Annotated in this window: 21 protein-coding genes; 8 read left to right on the top strand and 13 right to left on the bottom strand. The window is 71.9% G+C overall.

Going from position 1 to position 20,450, the window contains the following annotated elements; translation table 11 throughout:
• Window positions 1-25: 25 nt before the first annotated feature.
• Window positions 26-1,105 (bottom strand): hypothetical protein, encoded by a 1,080-nt coding sequence (locus ACZ63J_RS43095; protein ID WP_465401611.1) that lies wholly within the window; start codon window positions 1,103-1,105, stop codon window positions 26-28.
• Window positions 1,106-1,306: 201 nt separating this feature from the next.
• Between ACZ63J_RS43095 and ACZ63J_RS43090 the strand changes: the two genes are divergently transcribed.
• The 7 genes from ACZ63J_RS43090 to ACZ63J_RS43060 are packed head-to-tail and all read left to right on the top strand — an operon-like array spanning window position 1,307 to window position 7,709.
• Complete coding sequence (locus tag ACZ63J_RS43090) at window positions 1,307-1,912, top strand: hypothetical protein (RefSeq protein ID WP_465401612.1); 606 nt, start codon at window positions 1,307-1,309, stop codon at window positions 1,910-1,912.
• 37 nt (window positions 1,913-1,949) lie between these two features.
• Window positions 1,950-2,234: a hypothetical protein gene (locus tag ACZ63J_RS43085; protein ID WP_465401613.1), complete on the top strand. Its 285-nt coding sequence runs from the start codon at window positions 1,950-1,952 to the stop codon at window positions 2,232-2,234.
• A gap of 1 nt (window position 2,235) precedes the next feature.
• Window positions 2,236-2,829, top strand: coding sequence for a DUF6801 domain-containing protein (locus tag ACZ63J_RS43080; RefSeq protein ID WP_465401614.1), 594 nt, complete (start codon window positions 2,236-2,238; stop codon window positions 2,827-2,829).
• A gap of 56 nt (window positions 2,830-2,885) precedes the next feature.
• On the top strand, window positions 2,886-3,443 hold the full coding sequence (locus ACZ63J_RS43075; protein ID WP_465401615.1) for a hypothetical protein: 558 nt from the start codon (window positions 2,886-2,888) through the stop codon (window positions 3,441-3,443).
• Between the two features lie 8 nt (window positions 3,444-3,451).
• Entirely contained in the window at window positions 3,452-4,942 is a 1,491-nt protein-coding gene (locus ACZ63J_RS43070; protein WP_465401616.1) for a hypothetical protein, read from the top strand.
• Window positions 4,939-5,859: a polyprenyl synthetase family protein gene (locus ACZ63J_RS43065; protein ID WP_465401617.1), complete on the top strand. Its 921-nt coding sequence runs from the start codon at window positions 4,939-4,941 to the stop codon at window positions 5,857-5,859. The genes ACZ63J_RS43070 and ACZ63J_RS43065 overlap by 4 nt, the downstream gene beginning before the upstream one ends.
• Window positions 5,856-7,709 carry a hypothetical protein gene (locus tag ACZ63J_RS43060; RefSeq protein ID WP_465401618.1) on the top strand — a complete coding sequence of 618 codons (1,854 nt, stop codon included), beginning with the start codon at window positions 5,856-5,858 and terminating at the stop codon, window positions 7,707-7,709. The genes ACZ63J_RS43065 and ACZ63J_RS43060 overlap by 4 nt, the downstream gene beginning before the upstream one ends.
• Window positions 7,710-7,727: 18 nt before the next feature.
• Here the strand turns inward: ACZ63J_RS43060 and ACZ63J_RS43055 are convergent, their stop codons facing one another.
• Together ACZ63J_RS43055 and ACZ63J_RS43050 are read right to left on the bottom strand one after the other, a co-directional pair.
• Entirely contained in the window at window positions 7,728-9,164 is a 1,437-nt protein-coding gene (locus ACZ63J_RS43055; protein WP_465401619.1) for a DUF6801 domain-containing protein, read from the bottom strand.
• Window positions 9,165-9,251: 87 nt separating this feature from the next.
• Window positions 9,252-9,860, bottom strand: a complete 609-nt coding sequence (locus tag ACZ63J_RS43050) for a DUF6801 domain-containing protein (protein ID WP_465401620.1) — start codon at window positions 9,858-9,860, stop codon at window positions 9,252-9,254.
• 359 nt (window positions 9,861-10,219) lie between these two features.
• On the opposite strand from ACZ63J_RS43050, the gene ACZ63J_RS43045 reads away from it, so the two are divergent.
• Window positions 10,220-11,203 carry an RCC1 domain-containing protein gene (locus ACZ63J_RS43045; RefSeq protein WP_465401621.1) on the top strand — a complete coding sequence of 328 codons (984 nt, stop codon included), beginning with the start codon at window positions 10,220-10,222 and terminating at the stop codon, window positions 11,201-11,203.
• A 55-nt stretch (window positions 11,204-11,258) separates the two neighbouring features.
• Here ACZ63J_RS43045 and ACZ63J_RS43040 read toward each other — a convergent pair whose 3' ends face one another.
• The 10 genes from ACZ63J_RS43040 to ACZ63J_RS42995 are packed head-to-tail and all read right to left on the bottom strand — an operon-like array spanning window position 11,259 to window position 20,448.
• On the bottom strand, window positions 11,259-11,927 hold the full coding sequence (locus ACZ63J_RS43040) for a hypothetical protein (protein WP_465401622.1): 669 nt from the start codon (window positions 11,925-11,927) through the stop codon (window positions 11,259-11,261).
• A gap of 42 nt (window positions 11,928-11,969) precedes the next feature.
• A complete protein-coding gene (locus ACZ63J_RS43035) occupies window positions 11,970-12,539 on the bottom strand; it encodes a hypothetical protein (protein ID WP_465401623.1) in 570 nt (189 codons plus the stop codon).
• Complete coding sequence (locus ACZ63J_RS43030) at window positions 12,536-13,051, bottom strand: hypothetical protein (RefSeq protein WP_465342319.1); 516 nt, start codon at window positions 13,049-13,051, stop codon at window positions 12,536-12,538. Before ACZ63J_RS43030 ends, ACZ63J_RS43035 begins: the two co-directional genes overlap by 4 nt.
• Window positions 13,036-14,241, bottom strand: coding sequence for an MCE family protein (locus ACZ63J_RS43025; protein ID WP_465401624.1), 1,206 nt, complete (start codon window positions 14,239-14,241; stop codon window positions 13,036-13,038). Before ACZ63J_RS43025 ends, ACZ63J_RS43030 begins: the two co-directional genes overlap by 16 nt.
• Window positions 14,241-15,329: an MCE family protein gene (locus ACZ63J_RS43020; protein ID WP_465401625.1), complete on the bottom strand. Its 1,089-nt coding sequence runs from the start codon at window positions 15,327-15,329 to the stop codon at window positions 14,241-14,243. The genes ACZ63J_RS43025 and ACZ63J_RS43020 overlap by 1 nt, the downstream gene beginning before the upstream one ends.
• On the bottom strand, window positions 15,326-16,333 hold the full coding sequence (locus ACZ63J_RS43015) for an MCE family protein (protein ID WP_465401626.1): 1,008 nt from the start codon (window positions 16,331-16,333) through the stop codon (window positions 15,326-15,328). The genes ACZ63J_RS43020 and ACZ63J_RS43015 overlap by 4 nt, the downstream gene beginning before the upstream one ends.
• Window positions 16,330-17,322: an MCE family protein gene (locus ACZ63J_RS43010; protein WP_465342315.1), complete on the bottom strand. Its 993-nt coding sequence runs from the start codon at window positions 17,320-17,322 to the stop codon at window positions 16,330-16,332. Before ACZ63J_RS43010 ends, ACZ63J_RS43015 begins: the two co-directional genes overlap by 4 nt.
• On the bottom strand, window positions 17,319-18,326 hold the full coding sequence (locus ACZ63J_RS43005) for an MCE family protein (RefSeq protein ID WP_465401627.1): 1,008 nt from the start codon (window positions 18,324-18,326) through the stop codon (window positions 17,319-17,321). The genes ACZ63J_RS43010 and ACZ63J_RS43005 overlap by 4 nt, the downstream gene beginning before the upstream one ends.
• Window positions 18,323-19,600, bottom strand: coding sequence for an MCE family protein (locus ACZ63J_RS43000; RefSeq protein WP_465401628.1), 1,278 nt, complete (start codon window positions 19,598-19,600; stop codon window positions 18,323-18,325). Before ACZ63J_RS43000 ends, ACZ63J_RS43005 begins: the two co-directional genes overlap by 4 nt.
• Entirely contained in the window at window positions 19,597-20,448 is an 852-nt protein-coding gene (locus tag ACZ63J_RS42995; protein ID WP_465342312.1) for an MlaE family ABC transporter permease, read from the bottom strand. The genes ACZ63J_RS43000 and ACZ63J_RS42995 overlap by 4 nt, the downstream gene beginning before the upstream one ends.
• Between the last annotated feature and the right edge of the window lie 2 nt (window positions 20,449-20,450).

The following is a 20,450-nucleotide window of genomic DNA, read 5'->3' as shown; positions in this document are numbered from 1 at the left end:
CCTGTCGAGAGAGAAGGGAAAGCGCTTACCGAGCCGCCGTGAATTGCGGATTCCGCATCCGGGTTTCCCCGTCGACGGCTTGGGTGAGCAGGTCGGTCCAGAAGCCGGCCTGCCCGGCCGCCCAGTCCTGTTCGGCCGCCCAGGCGGCCCGGGTGGGATCGGCCGCGTCGCGCACGGCCTGCCAGTTCGGCCCGGTCGCGGCCTGCGCGGCGGCGGCGATCGCGGCCCAGTTCGCGGCCTGGTCCCGGGCGACCTGCCCGGCGTCCGCCCACGCGGTGCGGGGCGGCCCGGTCTGCTCGCCGACCCGCTGCCACGCCCGCGCGGCGGCGTCCCGCAGCTGGGCCTCGACCTCGTCCGCGGCGTCGAGAGCGGCACGTTCGGCTTCCTGCGCGTCGACGACCAGCCGCCGGACATTGGCCAGCCAGCGGGCCTCCTGCTCGGCGTCACGCAGGCGGTGCGCCTCGAGGTCGAGCTCCGCGCCGGTGGCCCAGCCGTAGGCGAAGAACTCGACGACGTCGGCGTCGGTGGCGTCCGGCCGGGTCGCCCACGCGGCGGCGGCGCGCACCTGGGCGCCCGGGTCGTGCCCGGCGAGCGTGCGGACGTACTGCCGATCGGCTTCGGCGAGCGCCTCCTGCTGGCTCCCGTCCGCCTCGCGCGCGGCCCGGTCACGCTGCTCGGCGGCCGCGAAACCACTGCGCACGAACAACTCCCGGTCCGAGTCGGCGCCGAGCAAGGCGCGTTGCGCGGCGGCGTTGACTTCGGGCGCGTAGGCCGCGGTGTAGGTCAGGAGCACGCGCCGGCAGAAGTCCGAGTTGACCGACGCGGTCTCGGCCGCGCGCTGTTCGGCGGCGGCGAGCCCGAAGTCGAGGAACTCGTAGACGACGTCGTCGTTCTCGTCGGCCCAGGCCACCCAGGCATCGGCCCGCACGGCGGCGCGAGGGTCCTTTCCGGCCAGCCGCCGGACGAGTTTCCGCGCGGTGGCCGCGGGATCGGCGGCGAGCACGGAAATGTCCGAAGTGGACACAGCGATGGCCGGGACCTCGCAGACTCCCGTCGCCGCGGCGGCGACCAGCGCACCGCACACGAGCACACGCAGACGGCCCATCTGTATCCCCCCAGTGGCCAACGGCGGCAAACCGCCCAAGCCACGTGAACGTAACACCGGGTGCGACGGTGATCAATCGGCTGTTCGGCGGCGTCGGCGTTTTTTGTCGGAATCGGATGAAAAACGAGGTTGTGTGCGAACTTTCTTGTGTGGCTCCCGATTTCGTGGTTAGCCTCGCGGAATGGCAAGGGGGGAGCCGGGATGAAACCTGCGTTCGGAAGGCGCGCCGCACTGCGGGGCGCGGCGGTGCTCGCCGCGGGCGCGGCCGTGCCGGTGGGCACGGCGGCCGCGGACGGGTTCCCGGAGCTCACCTGGCGGGCCACCTCGGTGTCCATCCCCGCCCAGCCGTTCCGGACGCGGATCGTCTCCGGGATCCCGGCCACCATCACCTACGGCGCGCCGGTGACGCTCGGCCCGGTGGTCGTGCAGGCGATCAGCGACGACCACCTGGCGTCGATCGCCCGCGCCGTCGGCTACACCTCCCTCACCGCGACGGTCACCGCGTCGGTCGTGGTGACCGACGCGCGCGGCCTGTCCGGCCGCCTGCCGGTGACGGTCTTCTTCCCCCGCGTGGCGTTCCCCACCGGCGCGGTCGAGACGGTCCTGACCGGAACGGCCACCCTGACCGGAGCGCCCCAGCTGCCCTCTGCCCGCAACCCCGGCACCGTGCGGATCGAAGTGGAGCCGAGCGCGACGGGCGCGGTCACCCTGTTCAAGAACAGCGGGGCCGCCCAGCCGTTCACCAGCGCCATCACGCTCTGGCCGCCCACCCAGGACCGGCTGGCCGCCACGCTCGAGGTGAAGTGACCGTGGTGACCTTCGGCCGGCGTCCGGAGTGCCCGCGGTGATCGGGTACGGGCAGCCGGTCACGCTCGGCCCGGTCGTCTTCCAGGTGCTCGGCAACGACCTCCTCGGCGGCCTGGCCCGCGCGGCCGGGTACGACGCGGTGTCCGCGAAGCTCACGACGGAGGTGGTCGTCACGGATGCGCGGGAGCTGGTCCTCACCGGCACGGCCGCCGGGGCGCTGACTTTCCACCGGATCGGTTCGGGCGCCTCGACCCCGCTCGGCTTCCAGGCCGCGCTCGCCCCGGACCAGGATCCGCTGCTCGCGACGATCGAGGTGCGTTGACATGGCCCCCTTTGGCCGGCGCACGGCGTTGCGCGGCGCGGCCGTGCTCGCCGGGACGGGTCTGCTCACCGGAGCCGCGGCCGGTGTCCTCGACGAGCTGAGCTGGGACCTCGACGCCTGGGTGCTCGGCGGCGAGACGATGCGGACGCGGATCCTCTCGGGCATCCCCACCTCGATCGCCTACGGGCAGCCCGTGACGTTCGGGCCGGTGACGGTCCGGATGGTCTGCAGCGACCAGATCAGCGCCGGCGCGTGGGCGACCGGCCACAACGTCCTTTCCGCGGTGTTCCCGGTGACGGTCGTGGTGGCCGACGCGCGCGGGCTGTCGGGCCGGTTCGGGGTCGACGTCACCATCCCGCGGACCCCGATCCCGGTGGACGAAGGAGACTTCGTCATCACCGGCACGGCGACCCTGTCCGGCCGCGACACCCCGACGGCGCGGAACCCGGGGCCGATGACGGTCACCATCGAGCCCGAAGCGTCCGGGTTCGTGCAGCTGTACGACGTGCGGACCGGCCAACCGGAGCCGGTGGAGTGCCGGGTGCGCCTCAAGCCCGGCCAGAACCCCCTGCTCGCGACGATCGAGGTGCGGTGAACGTGGCTGGTGAGACGTCATTCGGGAGACGGACGGCACTGCGGGGAGCAGCCGCCGTGACGGTGGCGTCGGCGGTGGGGACCCCCACCGCGGACGCGGCCGAGTTCGGCGAGCTCATCTGGCGGGCTTCCGCACCCGGCATTCCCCCGCAGCCGTTCCGGACGAGACTGCTCTCCGGAGTGCCCGCGACCGTCGCCTACGGCACGTCGGTGGTGCTCGGCCCGGTGGTCGTGCAGGCGATCAGTGACAAGAACTTCGCCGGCCTGTTCCGCACCTCGGGGTACACCTCGTTCAGCGCCACGGTCACCGGCGCGGTCGTGGTCACCGACGCGCGAGGCCTGTCCGGACGCTTCCCGGTGACGATCGTCTTCCCGCGGATCACGGTGCCGGCCACGCCCGTCGAGACCGTGCTGACCGGCGTCGCCACGCTGGCCGGGCCAGCGCAGCTGCCCGCGGTCCGCAACGCCGGTCCGATGAAGATCGAGGCGGCGACTCCCGCCGAGGGCGCCGTCACAGTGTTCAAGGACAGCGGGGCCACCGCTTCCTACACCAGCCGGATCACTCTCTTCCCGCCCAACCAGGTTCCCCTGGCCGCGACGATCGAGGTGCGCTGAACGTGTTCATGGAACCGAAGACCGCGGCCGCGCTGGACGGGGCGAAGGCCCGGCTGGCCGAGCAGTACCTCAGTGATCCCAACGTGGTCGGCGTCGCGAAGGGCTTCCGCACCCGCGGTGGTGAGCTCACCGGCGAGCCGGTCGTTATCGCGCTGGTCCGCAAGAAACGCCGTGCCGCCCTGGTTTCCCGGCGGCGGCTGCTGCCCGCCACGGTCGGCGGACACGGCGTCGACGTCGTGGAGACCGGCGAGTTCCGGTTCTCCGGCGCCACCAAAGCGGCCGCGGCCACGCCGATCGCCGAACGCTTCCGGCCGCCGCTGCAGGGCGGCAGCCTCGGCTCGCTCGCCGACGGCACCCTGGGCACCCTCGGCTGCCTGGTCCGCGACCGCACCGACGGCACGATCTGCGTGCTCTCGGCCAACCACGTCCTGGCGAACTTCGGCGCCACCGCGCCCGGCGCCGCGATCGTGCAGCCCGCGCCGCTCGACGGCGGCGCCGTCGAGACCAACACCGTCGCCCGGCTCAAGCGGTCGATCCCGCTCGTCAAGGGCGGCCCGAACACCGCCGACGCCGCCATCGCCCAGCTCGAACCGGGCATCGACGTCAGCTCGACGGTGGCCCGCAACCTGATGGCGCCGATCTCGGCGACCCACCCGGCGATCGGCCTCGCCTTCCTGGCCAGCGTCCACGGTGGCACGTTCATGGCCAAGATCGACACCGTCCTGGCGCAGCTGGACGTCGAGCTGCTCACCCCGAGCGCCACCGCCGTCGCCGTGGAGGGCCGCCGGATCGAGAAGGTCGGCCGCACCTCGGGCTACACCTCCAGCGTCGTGCTGGACACCACCGCGACCGTGGTCGTCGACGGCTACCGCTTCACCGACCTGATCTACGCCCAGCGGTTTTCGCTCGTCGGGGACTCCGGCGCGGTCGTCTGCGAAGGCGGCAACGGCAAGACCTACACGCCGATGCCCGCGATCGCCTGCCGGATGCTCGGCGCGGCGGGGGCGACGTACGACCTGCCGCTCGAGGCCGACAACGGCTACGTCGATCAGGCCCGCGACGAGTTCTTCGGCCAGAGCACCGTCGGCAACCTGATCATCCAGCTCGTCTACCAGAACCTCGACGTCGCCGTGAGCCGGCTCGAGGCCGCCACCGCGAGCCCGGAGGAGAAGGCCGAGGCGCGGCGGTACTACGACAAGTACCGCGGCCTGGTCATCGCCGTGCTCGGTGACCCCGACTCGGCCACGCAGCTGACCCAGGAGAACCTCGACGACGTGCGCACGATCTTCGCCGGGTTGTCGCCGGAGCTGGTCACCCTGCCGGAGAAACAGGGCCTGTGGGTGGTCTTCGACGAGGTGATCGCGCCGTCGGTGGGGCGCACCCGCGCGCAGCTGCTGGAGCAGATGAACGACCTGGCGCTCTACCAGCGGGTGGTGGCGGCATTGCGGGAGATCCCCGGGCTCGACGTCGACGAGACCTTCGGGTTCTCCTCCCGGTGACCACGACCGCGGACCCCGTCCGATACCACCTCGCCCGGCTCGTCGGCGGGCTCTCCGCACCGTTGCGCGACACCGTCGGCGGGCTCGTCGACCGGCCCGGCAAGCTGCTGCGGTCCCGGCTGCTCACCGCGTGCGCCGGGTACGGCCGGCCCGATCGCGAGCGCGTCGCGCGGCTCGGCGCGGTGGTCGAGCTGGTGCACCTGGCCTCGCTCGTGCACGACGACGTGATCGACCGGGCGGCCGTCCGGCGGGGCGGGCCCGCCGCGCACCGGACCGCCGGGCCGGAGCTGGCCGTGCTCGCCGGGCTGGCCTGCCTTTCGGCGGCCGGGACCGAAGCCGCCGACCTCGGTGAAGGTGTCGCCACGGCGGTGAGCCGCACGGTCGCCGACCTCGCGCACGGCGAGCTGCTCGACGTCGAGCGCGGCTTCGACACGGGACTGTCCCTTCCGGACTACGTCGACCTGGTGCGGCGCAAGACCGGCGTGCTGTTCCGGCTGTGCTGCCTGCTCGGCGCGGTGGAGTCCGGAATGGACAGTGCAGTCGTCGCGGCGCTCGCCGAGTTCGGCGTGGAGTGGGGGATCGCCTTCCAGGTCCTCGACGACTGCCTCGACCTGGAAGCCACCGACGGCGACAAACCGGCGGGGACCGACCACCTGCTCGGCCTGTTCGGCGCGCCGACCCTGGCGGCCCTGCGCGGGGACACGTCGGGGGAGCTGCACCGGCTCCTGCTGACGCCGTCGTTCTCGGGCGGCGACCTGACGCGGGTGCGGGAACTGGTCACTGCGCACGGCGGGCTCCGGGCCGCGCGCACGCTCGCGGGTGTCCACTTCGGACACGCGCACGCCGCGCTGGCCCGCACCCCGGACGGTCCCGCGCGCCGCGCCCTGGCGGGAATGCTCGAAGCGAGCCGTTCTTGAGCCACGCCGTTGTGCTCGGCGCCGGGCCGGCCGGTGCCGTGGCCGCGGCGGTGCTCGCGCGCGGCGGGATGCCGGTCGTGCTGGCCGGGCGCGACGACGACCCTCCGCCCTACGACGTCCTGCTCAGCGGCCCGGCGCGGGAGATCCTGCGCTCGATCGGGGTCCCGGTGGACGGCTGGCCGGTGTTCGGCGTGACGATCGCCTTCGACGAGACCACTTCCCACGCCGTGCCGGACGCCGGGTACGCCGTGGTGGACAGCCGGGTGCTCCGGGACACCTTGCGGGAGCACGCGGTGCGCTGCGGCGCGGAGTACCGGACGTCGGCGCCGGCTGCCTCGCACGTGGTGCTGGCCGGTGGTGCGGGGGACGGCGCCGGGGTGAGCTGTGCGCGACGGTTCACCGGGCCGGTCACGGGAGACCGGGTGGTGCTCAGGATGCTCGCCCCGCCCGCGGACGACCCCCGAGGACGCCCCCGCTGCGCCTGGCTCGCCCCGGCGCCGGGCGGCTGCACGGTCGGCGCGTCGGCCCTCGGCGCGGTGCCGGCCGGTGACCTGATGGACGAGGCGGTCGCGGCCCTGGCCGAGCTGGAACCCCGCGTGCGCGAGTGCGTTCCGGCCGGGCCGGTGGTTTCCGGTCCGCTGTCCTGCGGGTTCAGTCCCGGTTCCGCGGCGGGCCCCGGCGGGCTGCGGGCCGGGGACGCGGCGGGCCTGGTGAACCCGTTCACCGGCGAGGGGCTGAGCGGCGCCGTCCAATCAGGACGGCTCGCCGCCCGTGCGATCCTGTCCGCACGCGACGATCCGGCCGCGGCGCGCCGGGAGTACGAGCGGCAGTTGGAAGCGACGTTCGTCGGGTACTTCGAGACGGCGCGGCACGCCGCCCGCCGGTATCACCTCGCCTGGCGCGTCCTCGCCGCCGGTGCGGGCAGCGACCACCCGTTCTACGCGAAGGGGCGGCGGGCGGTGGTGCTGCCCGAGGGCGTCTCGGCGCTCGCCGGAGCCGAACCCCTGGACCTGCCGCGCGCGACCCGGGTCCGGCTGCTGCCGTTCCTCACCGCCTGCGACGAGGTCTGCCTGTCGATCGTCCGCGGCGACTGGCCGTTCCTGGCCCGCATGTTCACCGCCGATCGGGAGGAGAAGCTGCCGCTGAGGCCCGCGATCGGGTTCTTCGCGGCGCTGGTGGCCGGCGGCGGGCCCTCGCGCGGCGACGCGTCCGTCGCCGCGGCCATCGAGCTCGCCACGCTCGGCGCGTTGGCTTTCCTCGGGCCCTCGGCGCCACCGCGCGAAATGCGAGGCGTGGACTGGGAGTCCGCGACGACGGTGCTCGCCGGGGACTACCTGCTGGGGCAGGCGTCGAGGCTGATCGCGGAAGCCGCGCCCGAGTTCGCCTGGTCCTTTTCGGACTGGCTGGGCGAGCTGGCTTCCTTGCGCGCGAACGTCGTCACGACCGGTGCCGGAGCCGAAGCGGTCTTTGCCTCGCTGTTCGAGTTCCCGCTGCGCATCGGCGCGGCCCTCGGCGGCGCCGACGCGGAGGCGTTCCGAGCCTGCGGTGAAGCGCTGGGCAGGTTGTTCCTGCGTGGGGAAGACGTCCTGGCCCTGCGCGGCGAGCGGACCCGCCTGGACAGCACTCTCGCCGATCTCCTCGACGGCCGGATCTCGGGCCTGCCGGAGCTGCTGTCCACACCGGACCTGACGGCCGGCACGCTTCCGCCGCACGCCGTTCGAGTCGCCGTCAAAGCGGTGCGCGAAACCCACGCGGAGTTCGGGGATCTCTGCGCCGGGATCGCCGACGAGGGTGCGCGGACGACGTTGACCGCCGTCGCGGACTGGGTGGCGGCACCGGCCGTTCCTTGACTTGCGTGCCCGCCGGGGTCAGCGGCTGTTGCGGAAGACCTCGGCGGGAACCGGGATGGTCGGCGGGCAGTTGCGGTGGTCGGCCTCGAAGCACGGCTGGATGATGGCCAGCCTGGCCGAAGCCTGGTTGCCAGGCCCCGAGTTCTGGCCGGTGAACAGCGAGCTCAGCTTTTCCGCCGCGCCGCAGTTCTTGAACGGCGGCAACGTGAAACCCCGGTACTTCGGGTCGGGGTTGTCCGGGTTGGTGCTGATCAAGCCGCCTTCGAAGGGGCCGTATTCGCCGACCATGTCGATCGACACGGCCGTCTCGGACACGCAGTCCGGCCCGGCGTCCAGCGGGACGCCGTTGACCTTCACGTTGCTGAGCCGGGACCGCACATCCAGGTGGTTGTAGAGGAACCCGTCGACCAGCGAGCCCTTCGAGCTGATCATCTTGCCGGTCCGGTAGCCGTCCGGCAGGAACTCGACGGTCGCGGAGATGGGGAGGAAGCCGTAGCCCAGGTAGGTGACGGTGACCGGCGTGAAACTGAGCTCACCGGTGATGGTGCTGGAGAGCTGGTTCCCGTCCGGGTCGGTGACCTGCACCCAGAAGCCGTTGACCAGCGCGGCCGCGTCGCTGTGGATCTTCGCACCGGTCTTCGCGAGGTTCGTGGTGCTGTCCACCTGGTTCGGCAGGAGCGGGAGCCGGAGAGTGACGGAGTCGTCCGGGGGCGGGTCGTCGTCGATCAGGCTGTGCTGCTTCCCGCCGCCGGGGACCTTCGGCGCGGGCTTGCCCGGCACGGAGGCCTTCGGCTTGGCCGGCCCGGTGGTCGAACCGACGGCGAGGTAACCGAACGACAGGTCCTGGTCCGGCGCGGTGCAGGTGGCCTGCGGGGCGGGTTCGGGTGTGGCGCCGTCCGCCGTTGTCTTCGCCGCGCCGAGCGCGATCCTGGGTGCGGCCAGCCGGACCCGCGTCGCGCCCGACGAAGTGACCGAAAAGCCCGGGACCTTGCCCGTGGCGACCAGGGCCAGATCTCCTTCGGCGGGAAGCGGGGTCGCGGCGAAGGTCAGCGGGACGGCCAGCGTGTCGCGGACCTTGCCCTGCTCGAGCACCAGGTCGATGGTCAGGCCGCCCTCCAGCGCGGTGCCGTCCGCGCCCAGCAACTGCAGCGCCGTCGCCCGCGGCACAGTGACCCGCACCGTGAAGCCGGTGATGGTCGCGCGGGCGCCGGCCGTGACCGAGGCCGGCAGCTCGGCGTCGGCGGTCATCGGCAGCTTCACCGCGCCGACCGGGTCGGCGAAGGGACAGTCGGCGGCGAACGCCCGGTGCGCGGCCTGCCGTGCGCCGGAGTCCGACGCCGGGGCGCCCGGCGCCGCCGACCCGGTTCCGGTGAGCGCTCCGGTCGCCGCCGACAGCACACACACCAGTGCGATCGCGCCGCGTGCCGCCGTTCGCCGGGTGGGCCGAGCTGCCATGACCGTGCTCCCTGTCCGTACCGAGAAATCCGGAACGGGGATGGCCGGTGTGCCGGCCATCCCCGCGGTGGTGCTAGCTCCTCGGCATCAGGTGATGGTGAAGTTCGGCGAGAAGGCCGGGGCGGTCGTCTTCGGCGTGCAGCTCATGTTCCAGTTCGACCAGGTGTTGTTGGACTTCTTGTGGAACTGCAGCGCCGCGGTGATCGGCGTGCCGAGCGACAGCGTGTCCGACCCCGCGGTGGCGGGCGCGGTGTAGGTCGGGATCGTCGACGTCGCGACTTGGTTGATGTTGACCGTGATCGCCCCGCCCGTCGGGTAGATGACCTCGGGGATCTGCAGGCCGCTCGCCGGGCCGGAGACCGTGCCGCGGGCCGCGGTGACCGGGACGGTCGCGGTGCCGCGGATGCCGTCGTACCCGACGGCGGTCAGCAGCGAGTGCACGGCCGCGGTGATGGTCGCGGTGCCACCGACGTTGGTCGGCGTCACGGTGGCGCCCGCCGCGAGCGAGTTCGGGCCGGTCAGGGTCGCGGTGATCGCCACGTCCTGGAGCGGGATGCCCGGGAAGGTGCAGCGGTAGGTGCCGGCCGCGTTGTACGGCTGGTCCGCCGACGCCACTCCGGCGCAGAGCACGCCGAGCGTGCCGACGGCAGCCGCGGTCGCGACCGCCTTGAGGGACAAGTTCCTGAGTCGGGTCATGACTGTCAATCTCCTTCGATCATCCAGTTGACGGCTCGACGGACGCTGCCCAAGCGTCCCGCGGACCGAGTGCGGTTCCGCGAATTCCCCCGGTGTTTCCCTGGTGCAGCCCGAACCCTCGCGAGGTGGCTGTGGAAATGAGGTTACTCGCGAGTCGGTTGCGCAACAAGGATGTCACCTGGCCGGTTTCCCACGAGGGTGAGTAGTGGAATTTCTTGTCAGGAACGGAGCACGGATCCGGTGACCTTGGTGTGGTTTTGACAAAGACGTACGGGTGTTGGTCGGCGGCGCTCCGGGTTACTATCGGAAGACGCGTGTGTGCCATTACCGCGGAAATCGATTCAGTGAAAGAGGACGTCGTGGCCGCAGTCCCCCGCTTTCCCGGAGCACCCCGGCGGGCCGTCGCGCTCGTCGCCGTCGCGCTGGCTTCGGCGTCGGTCGTCCCGGCCGCTTCGGCCGCCCCCGAGGACAGTGGTGGCGTGCTGGAGTGGGGGTCGCTCGCGCTGTACTTCCCGACCGACGAGAGCGGCTACCCGGCCCCGCCGCCGGAAGCGGGCGCCGGGGTCACCGCCGTCTCGGCGGGCAGGCTCGACGTGATCGCGCTGAAGGAGGGCCGGGCCCTGGTCTGGGGTGACAACAACTTCGGGCAGACCGAGGTGCCCGAAGCCGCGCAGTCCGGCGTGAGCGCCGTCTCCGCGGGCTGGGCGCACGAACTCGCGCTCAAGGGCGGGCAGGTGCTCGCCTGGGGCAACAACTGGTACGGCCAAGCCGACGTCCCCGCCGAGGCCCGCTCCGGGGTCACCGCCATCTCGACCGGCGGCATGCACAACCTCGCGCTCAAGGCGGGCGGCCGGGTCGTCAGCTGGGGGATGCGCTCGGACGTCCCGGCCGAGGCGCAGTCGGGGGTCACCGCGATCTCCGCCGGCGGCGACCACAGCCTGGCCCTGAAGAACGGCGGGGTGCTTGCCTGGGGTGCGGACAACCACGGCCAGGTCGACGTCCCGGCCGACGCCCGCTCCGGGGTCACCGCGATTTCGGCCGGTCACCAGCACAGCCTCGCGCTCAAAGACGGCCGGGTGCTCGCTTGGGGCCGTGATGACGACCACCAGACCGAGGTGCCCGAAGCCGCGTTGTCCGACATCGTGGCGATCGACGCGGGCGGAACCTTCAACATCGCGCTGAAGAACACCGGCGACCTCGTCATGTGGGGCTCCAACGACGCCGGGGAGCAGGACCCCGCCAGCAGCAACCCGAACGTTCCCGCCTGCGGTCCCTACCTGGCCGTGTCGGCCGGCGACCGGATCGGCTTGGCGATCAGGGCGGATCCCTCCGCACCCTGCTGACCAGGCACGGAAAGAGGGGCGCACCGGCCGGTGCGCCCCTCTTTCCGTGTCCGGCTCAGCCGTCGGTCTTGGCGGCCAGGTCCAGTGAGATCGTGTTGCCCGGCCCGGACACCAGCGCGCCCAGTGCCAGGTCGGCGATGAAGCAGTTCTTGAAGTCCGGGATGGTGTAGGTGCCGGTGACGGTGATCTTCGGGCCGAAGATGTCGACGTCCTTGGCCGTCAGGTCGAGGTCGAGCGGCTTGCTCGCCTTGCAGCTGCCCGGCACCGTCGGGATCGGGATGACCGGGACGATCACGCCGGCCCAGATGTCGTAGATCTCCATGTTCGCCTGGGCGTGCGTGGTCAGCGTGCCGTCGGCGATCGTGCCCGTGGCCGGGCCGGTCGGGGTGATCTTGACCTTCGCCTTGATCCGGAAGATGCCCGACGCCAGCGAGATGTTCGCCTGCGACGGCGGCAGGCTCAGGTTCGCCCGGAGGCCGACCGAGCCGGTCTGGTCGTCGATGACCAGGGCGCCGTCGAGGTTGCCGGGGCCCAGCGCCATCGCGCTGCCGGTCTTCTTCACGACCGTGCTGCCGGTGACGGTGTAGCCCACCGGGATCTCGACCACGTCGGCCGACGCGGGCACCGCGGTGACGACGCTCAGCGCGACGCCGGCGACCGCCGTGACCGCGGCCGCGCGAGCCCATTTGCGGCCGTTCTTCCGAGTGCGCGACAAAACAGGCATGCCAACTCTCCTTCGAATTGTGCAGCGATGGGGAAAACGGGGTCAGCGGGGCGTCAGCCCGGTAATCTTCCAGGCATTACCCTCACGTTCCGCGGTCACCGAAAGCTGCGCGGCCGCGGAACTGCTGGAATTGTTGTCGGCGCGTGTGGCGGCCTGGTCCAGGAACACGAGAAGGCGGGCGTGCCCGTCTCGGAGCTCCTGCACCGCGGACGACGTCACCCGTGTCGTCAGCACCAGTTTCTGGGCCGGTGCTTTTTCTTTCACCTGGGCGAACAGCCGGTCGTAGGTGGTGAGCGCTTCGCCGCGCAGGACCTCGCGCGCGGCCTGGCCGGTGACCTCGGTCTTGTCGTAGGAGTAGGAGAAGATCCGGTTGAGCGCCAGCGTCACCGCCGAGGTGACGTCGGCCGTGCCCCCGACGTCGGTGAGCGCGTGGTTGGCCGCGGCCGGGTTGTCCGCCGCCGAGCGTGCCGCCAGCGTGAACGCGACACCCGCGGCGGCCAGCAGCACCGAGACGGCGACCAGCAGCGGCAGCAGCAGACGGCGCCGCGGCGCGGTTTCCACGACCTCCTCGGCCGTGACGTCGTCAGTTGCGGGCAAGGCGTCGGTGCTCATCTCGCCCCCACCGGCAGCTCGTCGAGGGCGCTGAGCTTCCAGCCGCCGTCGGTCCGGGTCAGTCCCGCGGCGAACCGGTTGCGCTTGGTCGCCGGCGCGACCCCCTCCTTCAGCGCGGTGATCTCCACCGAAGCCAGCAGCTTCGCGGTGCCCGCGTGCTCGTCCAGCTCGCTCAGCGCGGCGTCCAGGACCTTGCCGGTCGACACCGTCGCGTCCTGGGTGAGGGTCTTCTTCGTGGCGTCGTCGGTGTGGGCCAGCCGGTCGTGCAGCGGCCCGGTCGACGCGTCGAGCCACTGCGCCAGCCCCTGGTCGAGCTGGTGGTAGTCCAGGGTGCACAGCCGCGCGACCAGCTCACGGCCGCTGGCCAGCGCCTCGTCGCGGGCGGTCCCGTAGGTCAGCGTGTCGCTGTGCGCGGCGCGGTACCAGCCGATCCCCGCCCAGGCCGCGAACGCGGCGGTGACGACCACCGCGGCGACCGCGGCCCGCAGCGGCCACTTCACTTTCCCAGCCACAGCATCTCCTCGAGGGTCGGGGACACCGGCTGGCCGGCCGAAAAGGTCAGCGGGGATCCCGAGCCGGGCACCGCCGCGGGCGGCACCGGCGGGTGCGCCGTGTTCTGCGAGCCGCGCACCGACGTCTCGTCACCCTTGGCGAGCGTGCACGACGCGCCGGTGTTGAACGGCAGCGGCGTGGTGTCGGTGCTCGGCCGGTACTGCGTGCCCTCGTACCCGGCCCGGCAGGGGACGGGGTCGTAGAACGTCAGCGCCATGCCGAGGTTGCCTTCGTGCCCGCCGAAGACCGTCGACGCCGCCGCGACCGCCTTCGGCGTCGAGACGAGCAGCTGTTCCAGCTGGCCGGTGCGGGCCTGGAACACCTGCGACGTGGTGAGCAGGTTGGCCAGCAGGATCGGCAGCCCCGGGTCGGTCTCCTTCAGCAGGGTGCCGAGCTCGGTCGCGGCCGGCGGCGCGGTGGCGATCAACCGCCGCAGGTCACCGTCCGAATCGGACAGCTGCGCGGCGAAGAGCTTGGCGTTGTTCGTGAACGCGCGCCATTCGGCCGCGGAGTCCAGCTGCGTCCGCAGCACGGTCGTGCCGTCGTCGATCAGCTTCGTGGTCTGCGGCAGGTTGACCGACGCGTCCTTCGTGAACGAGGTCGCGGTGTCGAGCAGCACCTGCAGGTCCGGGCCGGTGCCGCGCAGCGCGTTGTCGAGCTCGTCGACGACCGTGCGCAGGTCGCCGGTCGGCACCGACGCGGTCAGCGAGTCGAGGTCGCCGAGCAGGTGCTGCACCGGCATCGGCAGGGTCGTCTTCTCCCGCGGGATGACCGCGCCGGCGGCCAGGTAGGGCCCGTCGGCGGTCCGCGGCTGCAGGTCGACGTACTGCTCGCCGACGGCGGACCGGTTGGCCACCACGGCCTGGGCGTTCGCCGGGATCGGCGGCGCCGAGCCGTCGATGACGAGGTCGGCCTCCATCCCGGACGGCGTGAGCCGCAGCTCGCCGATCCGCCCGACGGCGACGCCGCGGTAGGTCACCTCGCCGTTGGTGAAGATGCCGCCGCCTTCGGCGAGCTCCAGCTTGACCGTGTAGCCGCTGCCGCCGAAGAGCCGGTCGATCCCGGCGTAGTTCGCGCCGACGAACGCGACCGTCACCAGCGAGATCACCACGAACGCGATGACCTGGACGCGGACCCGGGTGGTCAGCATCAGCGCCCTCCCGACGTCGTGACACCGCTGGCCGGCAGCGGCAGGGTCGGCAGGCCGGGCGGGACGCCTTCACCCGGCGGCGGCAGCGGGACCCCGGGCGCCGGGATCACCGACGCGTAGACGTTGAGGTAGTCGCCCTTGATCGCCGGGATGACCGCGTCGGTGTACGGGAACGACGGCAGGATCTCCAGCGACTTCGGCAGCGACGCCCCGGCGTCGGCGAGCCGGTGCAGGATCGGCGCCAGCGCGGTCAGGTCCGCCACCAGATCGGCCCGGCTCTTGTGGATGACGTCGGTGGCGACGCCGGAGAGGTCGTCGAGCGACTGGAGCATCACCACGAGCTGGGTGCGCTGGTCGGTCAGGGTGCGCAGGCCCGGCGTGAGGTCGGTCAGCGCGCCGGACACCTGCCGGTCGCGGTCGGCGAGCGTGGTCGCCAGCTGGTTGACCCCTTCGAGCGCCGCGGTGATGTCCTGGCGGTGCGCGTCCAGGTCGGTGGCGAGCGTGTTGACCCCGGAGAGGAACGACCGGATCTGCGTCTCGTTGCCGGTCATCACCTTGGACAGCTCGCGGTTGATCGTTTGCAGCTGCCCGATGCCGCCGCCGTTGAGCAGCAGCGAAAGCGCGCCGAAGACCTCTTCGAACTCGGGGTTGCGGTTGGTGCGCGACACCGGGATCACGGCGTTGTCGGCCAGCCGCGCGGTCTGCGGTGAAGGTGAAGCCGTGCCGTCCGGGGCGGCGAGCTCGACGAACTTCTCCCCGAGCAGGCTGGACTGCCGCAGCCGCCCGACGGCGTCGGCGGGCAGGACGACGTCGCCGTTGACCTCGACGACGGCCTCCGCGGTCCAGCCGTCCGCGCCGAGGCGGATGGTCTGGACCCGCCCGACCGGGACGTCGCCGACCTTCACCGCGGCCTGCGGCACCAGGTCGAGGACGTCGGCGAACTGGACGGTCACGTGGTAAGGGTGGTCACCGACGTCCGCGCCGCCGGGCAGCGGCAGGTCGTAGACACCCTTGAACTCGCCCGAGCAGGCAGTCAGCACCAGGCAACAGCCGGCGGCCAAGGCGGCGATGCGTCGCAGTGGTCTCATCGTCCGCCCGCCTCGTTCGTGTAGACGGACCCGGTCACCGGCAGCGGCAGGTAGTCGAGCAGGTCGGTGCGGCTCTGCAGGGCGCCGGTGGCGGGGTCGACCGTCTGGAGCACGTTCGTCGCGGCCAGCGGGGCGGTCTCCAGGGTCTCGGCCAGCGACGCGCGCTGGTCGACGAGGGTCTGCGTGGTCACCGCCAGCTTGTCCACATTGGACTTGATCAGCGCGCGGTTGTCCTTGATGAACCCCTGGATGTCCCCGAGTGCGCTGCCGAGCGAGCGCAGCGCGGACGCCAGTTCGTCGCGGTTGGCCGACAGCGTGCCGGACACCGCCGCGAGCTGCTGGTTGACCTGCGCGACCTGGTTGTCGTTGGCGGCCAGCATGCTGGTGAACTGCTGCAGCTCCCGGACCGTCGTGAACAGGTCGCCGGAGTTGCCGGCCAGCGTCCGGGCCAGCTCGGCGAGCTGCTTGACCGAGTCGTTGAACGCGGTCCCGTTGCCCTGCAGGTTGCGGGCGCCGGTCTTCAGCAGGTCCGACAGCGCGCCGTTCTTGTTCGCGCCGTCCGGCCCGAGCGCCTTGGTGAGCGAGTCCAGGCTGGCGTACAGCTCGTCCAGCTCGACCGGGGTCGCGCTGCGGTCGACGCCGATGGTGGCGTTGTCGACCAGCCGCGGCCCGCCGCGCGCGGGCTTCGAGAACTGGACGTACCGGTCGGCGACCACGCTGGGCGCGATCACGACGACGTCGGTGTCGGCGGCGATCGGCGCCGAGCCGTCGTAGGTCAGCGTCACCTCGACCTGCTCGCCGCGCGGGGTCACCGACTCGACCTGGCCGATCCGGACGCCGAGCAGCCGGACGTCGGAGCCGCTGTAGACCCCGACCGCGCGCGAGAAGAGCACGGTCGCGCGGTCGAGCCCGGTGCCGGAGAAGATCCACCACAGCGCGGCCACGACGACCAGCGCCGTGACGACCGCCGCGGCGAGGAACCGGGAGGTGCGGGTCGCGTTCACTTCGGGGCTCCCGACTGCTTCGGCGGCACGCAGGGGTCGCGGTTTTCGGGCAGCAGGCCGCAGAGGTAGGAGTCGAGCCAGCGGCCGTTGCCGAGGGTGTTGTTCGCCAGCCGGAAGTACGGCCCGGCGGCGGCGAGGCTCTTGGCGAGGTTGTCGTTCTGCCGCGTCAGCAGGTCGGTCACGGTGTTCAGCTGGCTCAGCGCCGGCTTCAGCGCGCCGGTGTTGTCCGCGACCAGCCCGGACAGCTGCGTGGCGAGCGCCTGCGCGCCGGTCAGCAGGTCGTGGATGGCCTGGCGGCGGCGATCGAGCTCGCCCAGCAGCAGGTTGCCGTCGGAGAGCAGCTGCTCGAAGTCCTCGTTGGAGTCCGCCAGCGTGGTGGTGATCTTCTTGGCGTTGGCCAGCAGCTCGGCGAGCTGGTCGTCGCGGGAGGACACCGTCTTCGACAACGCCGAGAGCCCGTCCAGCGCGGTGCGGACGTGCGCCGGGGCGTTGCGGAACGTGTCGCTGATCGCGGTGAAGCTGTCGGCCAGCTGCGTGGTGTCGATCTGGCCGGCGGTGTTCGCGAGGCCGTTGAACGCCTCGGTGACGTCGTAGGGCGTGACCGTCCGGTTCCGCGGGATCGCCTGGTCCGGGTCCTGCACGCCGTCACCGGTCGGCTTGAGCGAAAGGAACTTGCGGCCCAGCAGCGTCTTGATCCGGATCTCCGCCGACGTCCGGTCGCCGACCCAGGCGTTCTTCACGCGGAAGGTGACGAGCACGTGGTCGTCGGCCAGCTCGACGTCGCGGACCTCGCCGACCTTGATGCCGGCGACGCGGACCTCGTCGTCGGTCTGCAGCCCGGCCGCCTCCGAGAACTCGGCGCGGTAGGTGGTGCCGCCGCCGACGATCGGCAGGTTGTCGTAGTTGAACGTCACGGTCAGCAGCGCGGCCAGCACCAGGCTCCCGGCGGCGCCGAGGACGATCGGGTTGCGTTCCTTGAAGGACTTCACGCGCCGCACCTCTCCGCCGTGACGGGCGTCCCGCGCGGGGGCGTGGTCTGCAGGGTGGCGCTGCACAGGTAGAAGTTCATCCACGAGCCGTAGGAGGCGATCCGCCCGAGGCCGTTGAGCTTTTCCGGCAGGGTGCTCAGGGTCTGCTCGAGGCCCGGCAGGGTCTTTGCGTCCGCGAGGTTCTGCGAGACGCGGTCGAGGCCGGTGATGCTGTCCTTCAACGGCGTCCGCACGTCGCCGAGCAGGCCGGCGGTCGCCGTCGACAGGTCGGCGAGGCCGCCGATCGCGTCGCCGATCACGGTCCGGTCCGAGGCCAGGCCCGAGACCAGCTCCCGCAGGGTCGAGATCAACGTCGTCAGCGCGGTTCCCTTGCTGTTCACCGTGCCGAGCACGTGGTTGAGGTTGGTGATCACCTCGCCGATGAGCTGGTCGCGGCTCGCCAGCGTCGAGGTCAGCGAGCCGGTGTGCGCGAGCAGCTCCTCGACCGTGCCGCCTTCCCCTTGCAGCACCTGGACGATCTCGCCGGAGAGCTGGTTGACGTCGGTCGGCGAGAGCGCCTGGAACAGCGGCTTGAAGCCGTTGAAGAGGTCGGTCAGGTCGAGCGCCGGAGTGGTGCGGTTCAGCGGGATCTCGCCGCCGACCGGGAGGACGCCCTTGCCGCCGGCACCGCGTTCGAGGGCGACGTAGCGCTGGCCGACCATGTTGCGGTACTTGATGACCGCGCCGACGTCGGCGGGCAGCTGCCGGCCCTCGTCGAGGGAGAACCGGACGTGCGCGAGGCTGTGGTCGGCGATCTCCAGCTCCTCGACCTGCCCGACGCGGACCCCGGAGATCCGGACGTCGTCCCCGACGTTCAACGACGTCGCGTCGGTGAACATCGCGCCGTAGAGGTCGGTCCGGCCGACGCCGGTGTTGGCGATCGAGATCGCGAGCAGCACGGTCGCGGCGGTGGTGACCAGGATGAAGATCAGGCTCTTGACCAGCGGGGCGGCGAACTTCCTCACTTGAGCGTCACCTCCGTGCCGCGGTAGAGCGCGCCGACGAGCACGCTGCTCCAGTCCGCGACCTGGCCGGCGGGCACGCCCAGCTGCGGCGCGAGCACCGTGGCCAGCAGTTCCCGCTCCTGGGGCGAGTTCGCGACGCCGAGGTCGTCCCGAGTGCCGGTGACCAGCGGGTGCTGGGGCGCGCCGGGCGCGACGGCGGCGGTGCCGGTCGTCGGGGCGACGCCGCTCGGGTAGCAGCGCGGGCCGCCGCCGGCCGACGGGATCATGGGGTCGTCCTTGCCGGGCACGTACTTGCCGCGCGCCTGGGTGACGGTGATCTGGGCGTGCATGCCGGGCTGGTTCGTGCCCTTGCCCAGTGCCTCGTCGACCGGCTCGCGCAGCGCGTCCATCGCCTTGAGGGTGCAGGGGAAGCTGGGGGAGTACTCCGCCGCTACCTCGAGCGCCGCGCGGCTGTCGGCCGACAGGGCGATGATGTTGTTCTTGTTGCGGCTCAAGAACTTCTCCACCTCACCCGCGGAGCTCGTCACCTGCTGGTACACCGTGGCGAGGTCGGCCGCCTTGTCGTGCACCGTGTTCAGCGTGACCGCCGAGTCGGTGAGCGCGTCCAGCAGGTCGGGCGCGATGTCGCCGTACAGCCGGGAAACCGAGGCGAGGTCGCGGACGTCCTGGGTGAAGTTCGGCAGCTGCGGGTTGAAGTCCTTCAGGTAGGTGGCGGTGGTGGAAAGGGTGTCACCGATCTGCTCGCCGCGGCCCTGCAACGCCGTCGACACCGCGGTCAGCGTCGTCGCGAGCTTCTGCGGCTGGACGGCCTTGAGCAGCGGCAGCAGGTTGTCGAAGACCCGTTCCAGCTCGATCGCGTTCGCCGACCGGTCCTGGTTGATGACGTCGCCCGCGACGAGGTGGGTGTCCTTCACGCCGTCCGGAATGGACAGCTGGACGTACCGCTCGCCGAAGAGCGTCTTGGGCACGAGCAGCGCGGAGACGTTGCGCGGCAGCATGTCCACCTTGTCCGGCTCCAGCGCGAGCGCGATCTCGGCGCCCTCCGGCGTCGCGCGGACGTCGCGGATCTCCCCGACGAGCACCCCGCGGGCCTTGACCTGGCCGCCCGCCGAGAGCTGGTTGCCGATCCGGCTCGCCTTGAGCGTCACCGGGACCGTGCTGACGAAGTCCTTGTCGTAGACCTTGATGGACAGCGTCACGAGCACGCCCAGCACCACCAGGAACAGCACCCCGGCGGTGCGGACCCCGGCCTTGCGGCGGGTTTCCCGTCTCATCCCGCCACCTGCACGGTGGTCGTCGCACCCCAGATGGCCAGGCTCAGGAAGAAGTCGATGATGCTGATCGCGACGATCGCGGTGCGCACCGCGCGGCCCACGGCGACCCCGACACCGGCCGGGCCGCCGCTCGCGCGGAAGCCGTAGTAGCAGTGGGCCAGGACCACGACGACGCTGAACACGAGCACCTTCCCGAACGACCACAGGACGTCGCCGGGGGGCAGGAACAGCAGGAAGTAGTGGTCGTAGGTGCCCGCGGACTGGCCGAAGAACCAGACGGTGATCTGCCGCGAGGCGAGGTAGCTCGAGAGCAGGCCGATCGCGTAGAGCGGGATCACGGCGAGGAACCCGGCGATCACCCGGGTCGTCACCAGGTACGGGACGCTGGGGATGCCCATGACTTCCAGCGCGTCGATCTCCTCGGAGATGCGCATCGCGCCGAGCTGGGCGGTGAAGCCGCAGCCGACGGTGGCGCTCAGGGCCAAGCCACTCACCAGCGGAGCGATCTCGCGCGTGTTGAAGTAGGCGGAGACGAACCCGGCGAACGCCGACGTGCCGACCTGGTTGAGCGCGGAGTAGCCCTGCAGCCCGACGACCGTGCCGGTGGCGACGGTCATCCCGATCATCACGCCGATCGTGCCGCCGATGACGGCGAGCGCCCCGCTGCCGAAGCTGACTTCGGCCAGCAGCCGGACGACCTCGCGCAGGTAGCGGTGCAGCGCGCGCGGCGTCCACGCGATCGCGCGGAGGAAGAACAGGATCTGGTCGCCGAGCGTGTCGAGGAAACCGAACCGGCGGTCGACGGCTTCACGGACCCGCGTGGTCCTGGGGACTTCCGTGGTTGTCACGT

The sequence above is a fragment of the Amycolatopsis sp. NPDC104863 genome, from assembly GCF_055582965.1.
The sequence above is the reverse complement of the archived record's forward strand: the minus strand, read 5'-3'. Positions and strand labels throughout refer to the sequence as shown.

What these genes read in the sequence shown, in the direction of transcription:
- ACZ63J_RS43095 (WP_465401611.1), bottom strand. Translation starts at nt 1,105, where the DNA reads ATGGGCCGTCTGCGTGTGCTCGTGTGCGGTGCGCTGGTCGCCGCCGCG.
- ACZ63J_RS43090 (WP_465401612.1), top strand. Translation starts at nt 1,307, where the DNA reads ATGAAACCTGCGTTCGGAAGGCGCGCCGCACTGCGGGGCGCGGCGGTG.
- ACZ63J_RS43080 (WP_465401614.1), top strand. Translation starts at nt 2,236, where the DNA reads ATGGCCCCCTTTGGCCGGCGCACGGCGTTGCGCGGCGCGGCCGTGCTC.
- ACZ63J_RS43070 (WP_465401616.1), top strand. Translation starts at nt 3,452, where the DNA reads ATGGAACCGAAGACCGCGGCCGCGCTGGACGGGGCGAAGGCCCGGCTG.
- ACZ63J_RS43055 (WP_465401619.1), bottom strand. Translation starts at nt 9,164, where the DNA reads ATGGCAGCTCGGCCCACCCGGCGAACGGCGGCACGCGGCGCGATCGCA.
- ACZ63J_RS43050 (WP_465401620.1), bottom strand. Translation starts at nt 9,860, where the DNA reads ATGACCCGACTCAGGAACTTGTCCCTCAAGGCGGTCGCGACCGCGGCT.
- ACZ63J_RS43040 (WP_465401622.1), bottom strand. Translation starts at nt 11,927, where the DNA reads ATGCCTGTTTTGTCGCGCACTCGGAAGAACGGCCGCAAATGGGCTCGC.
- ACZ63J_RS43035 (WP_465401623.1), bottom strand. Translation starts at nt 12,539, where the DNA reads ATGAGCACCGACGCCTTGCCCGCAACTGACGACGTCACGGCCGAGGAG.
- ACZ63J_RS43025 (WP_465401624.1), bottom strand. Translation starts at nt 14,241, where the DNA reads ATGCTGACCACCCGGGTCCGCGTCCAGGTCATCGCGTTCGTGGTGATC.
- ACZ63J_RS43020 (WP_465401625.1), bottom strand. Translation starts at nt 15,329, where the DNA reads ATGAGACCACTGCGACGCATCGCCGCCTTGGCCGCCGGCTGTTGCCTG.
- ACZ63J_RS43000 (WP_465401628.1), bottom strand. Translation starts at nt 19,600, where the DNA reads ATGAGACGGGAAACCCGCCGCAAGGCCGGGGTCCGCACCGCCGGGGTG.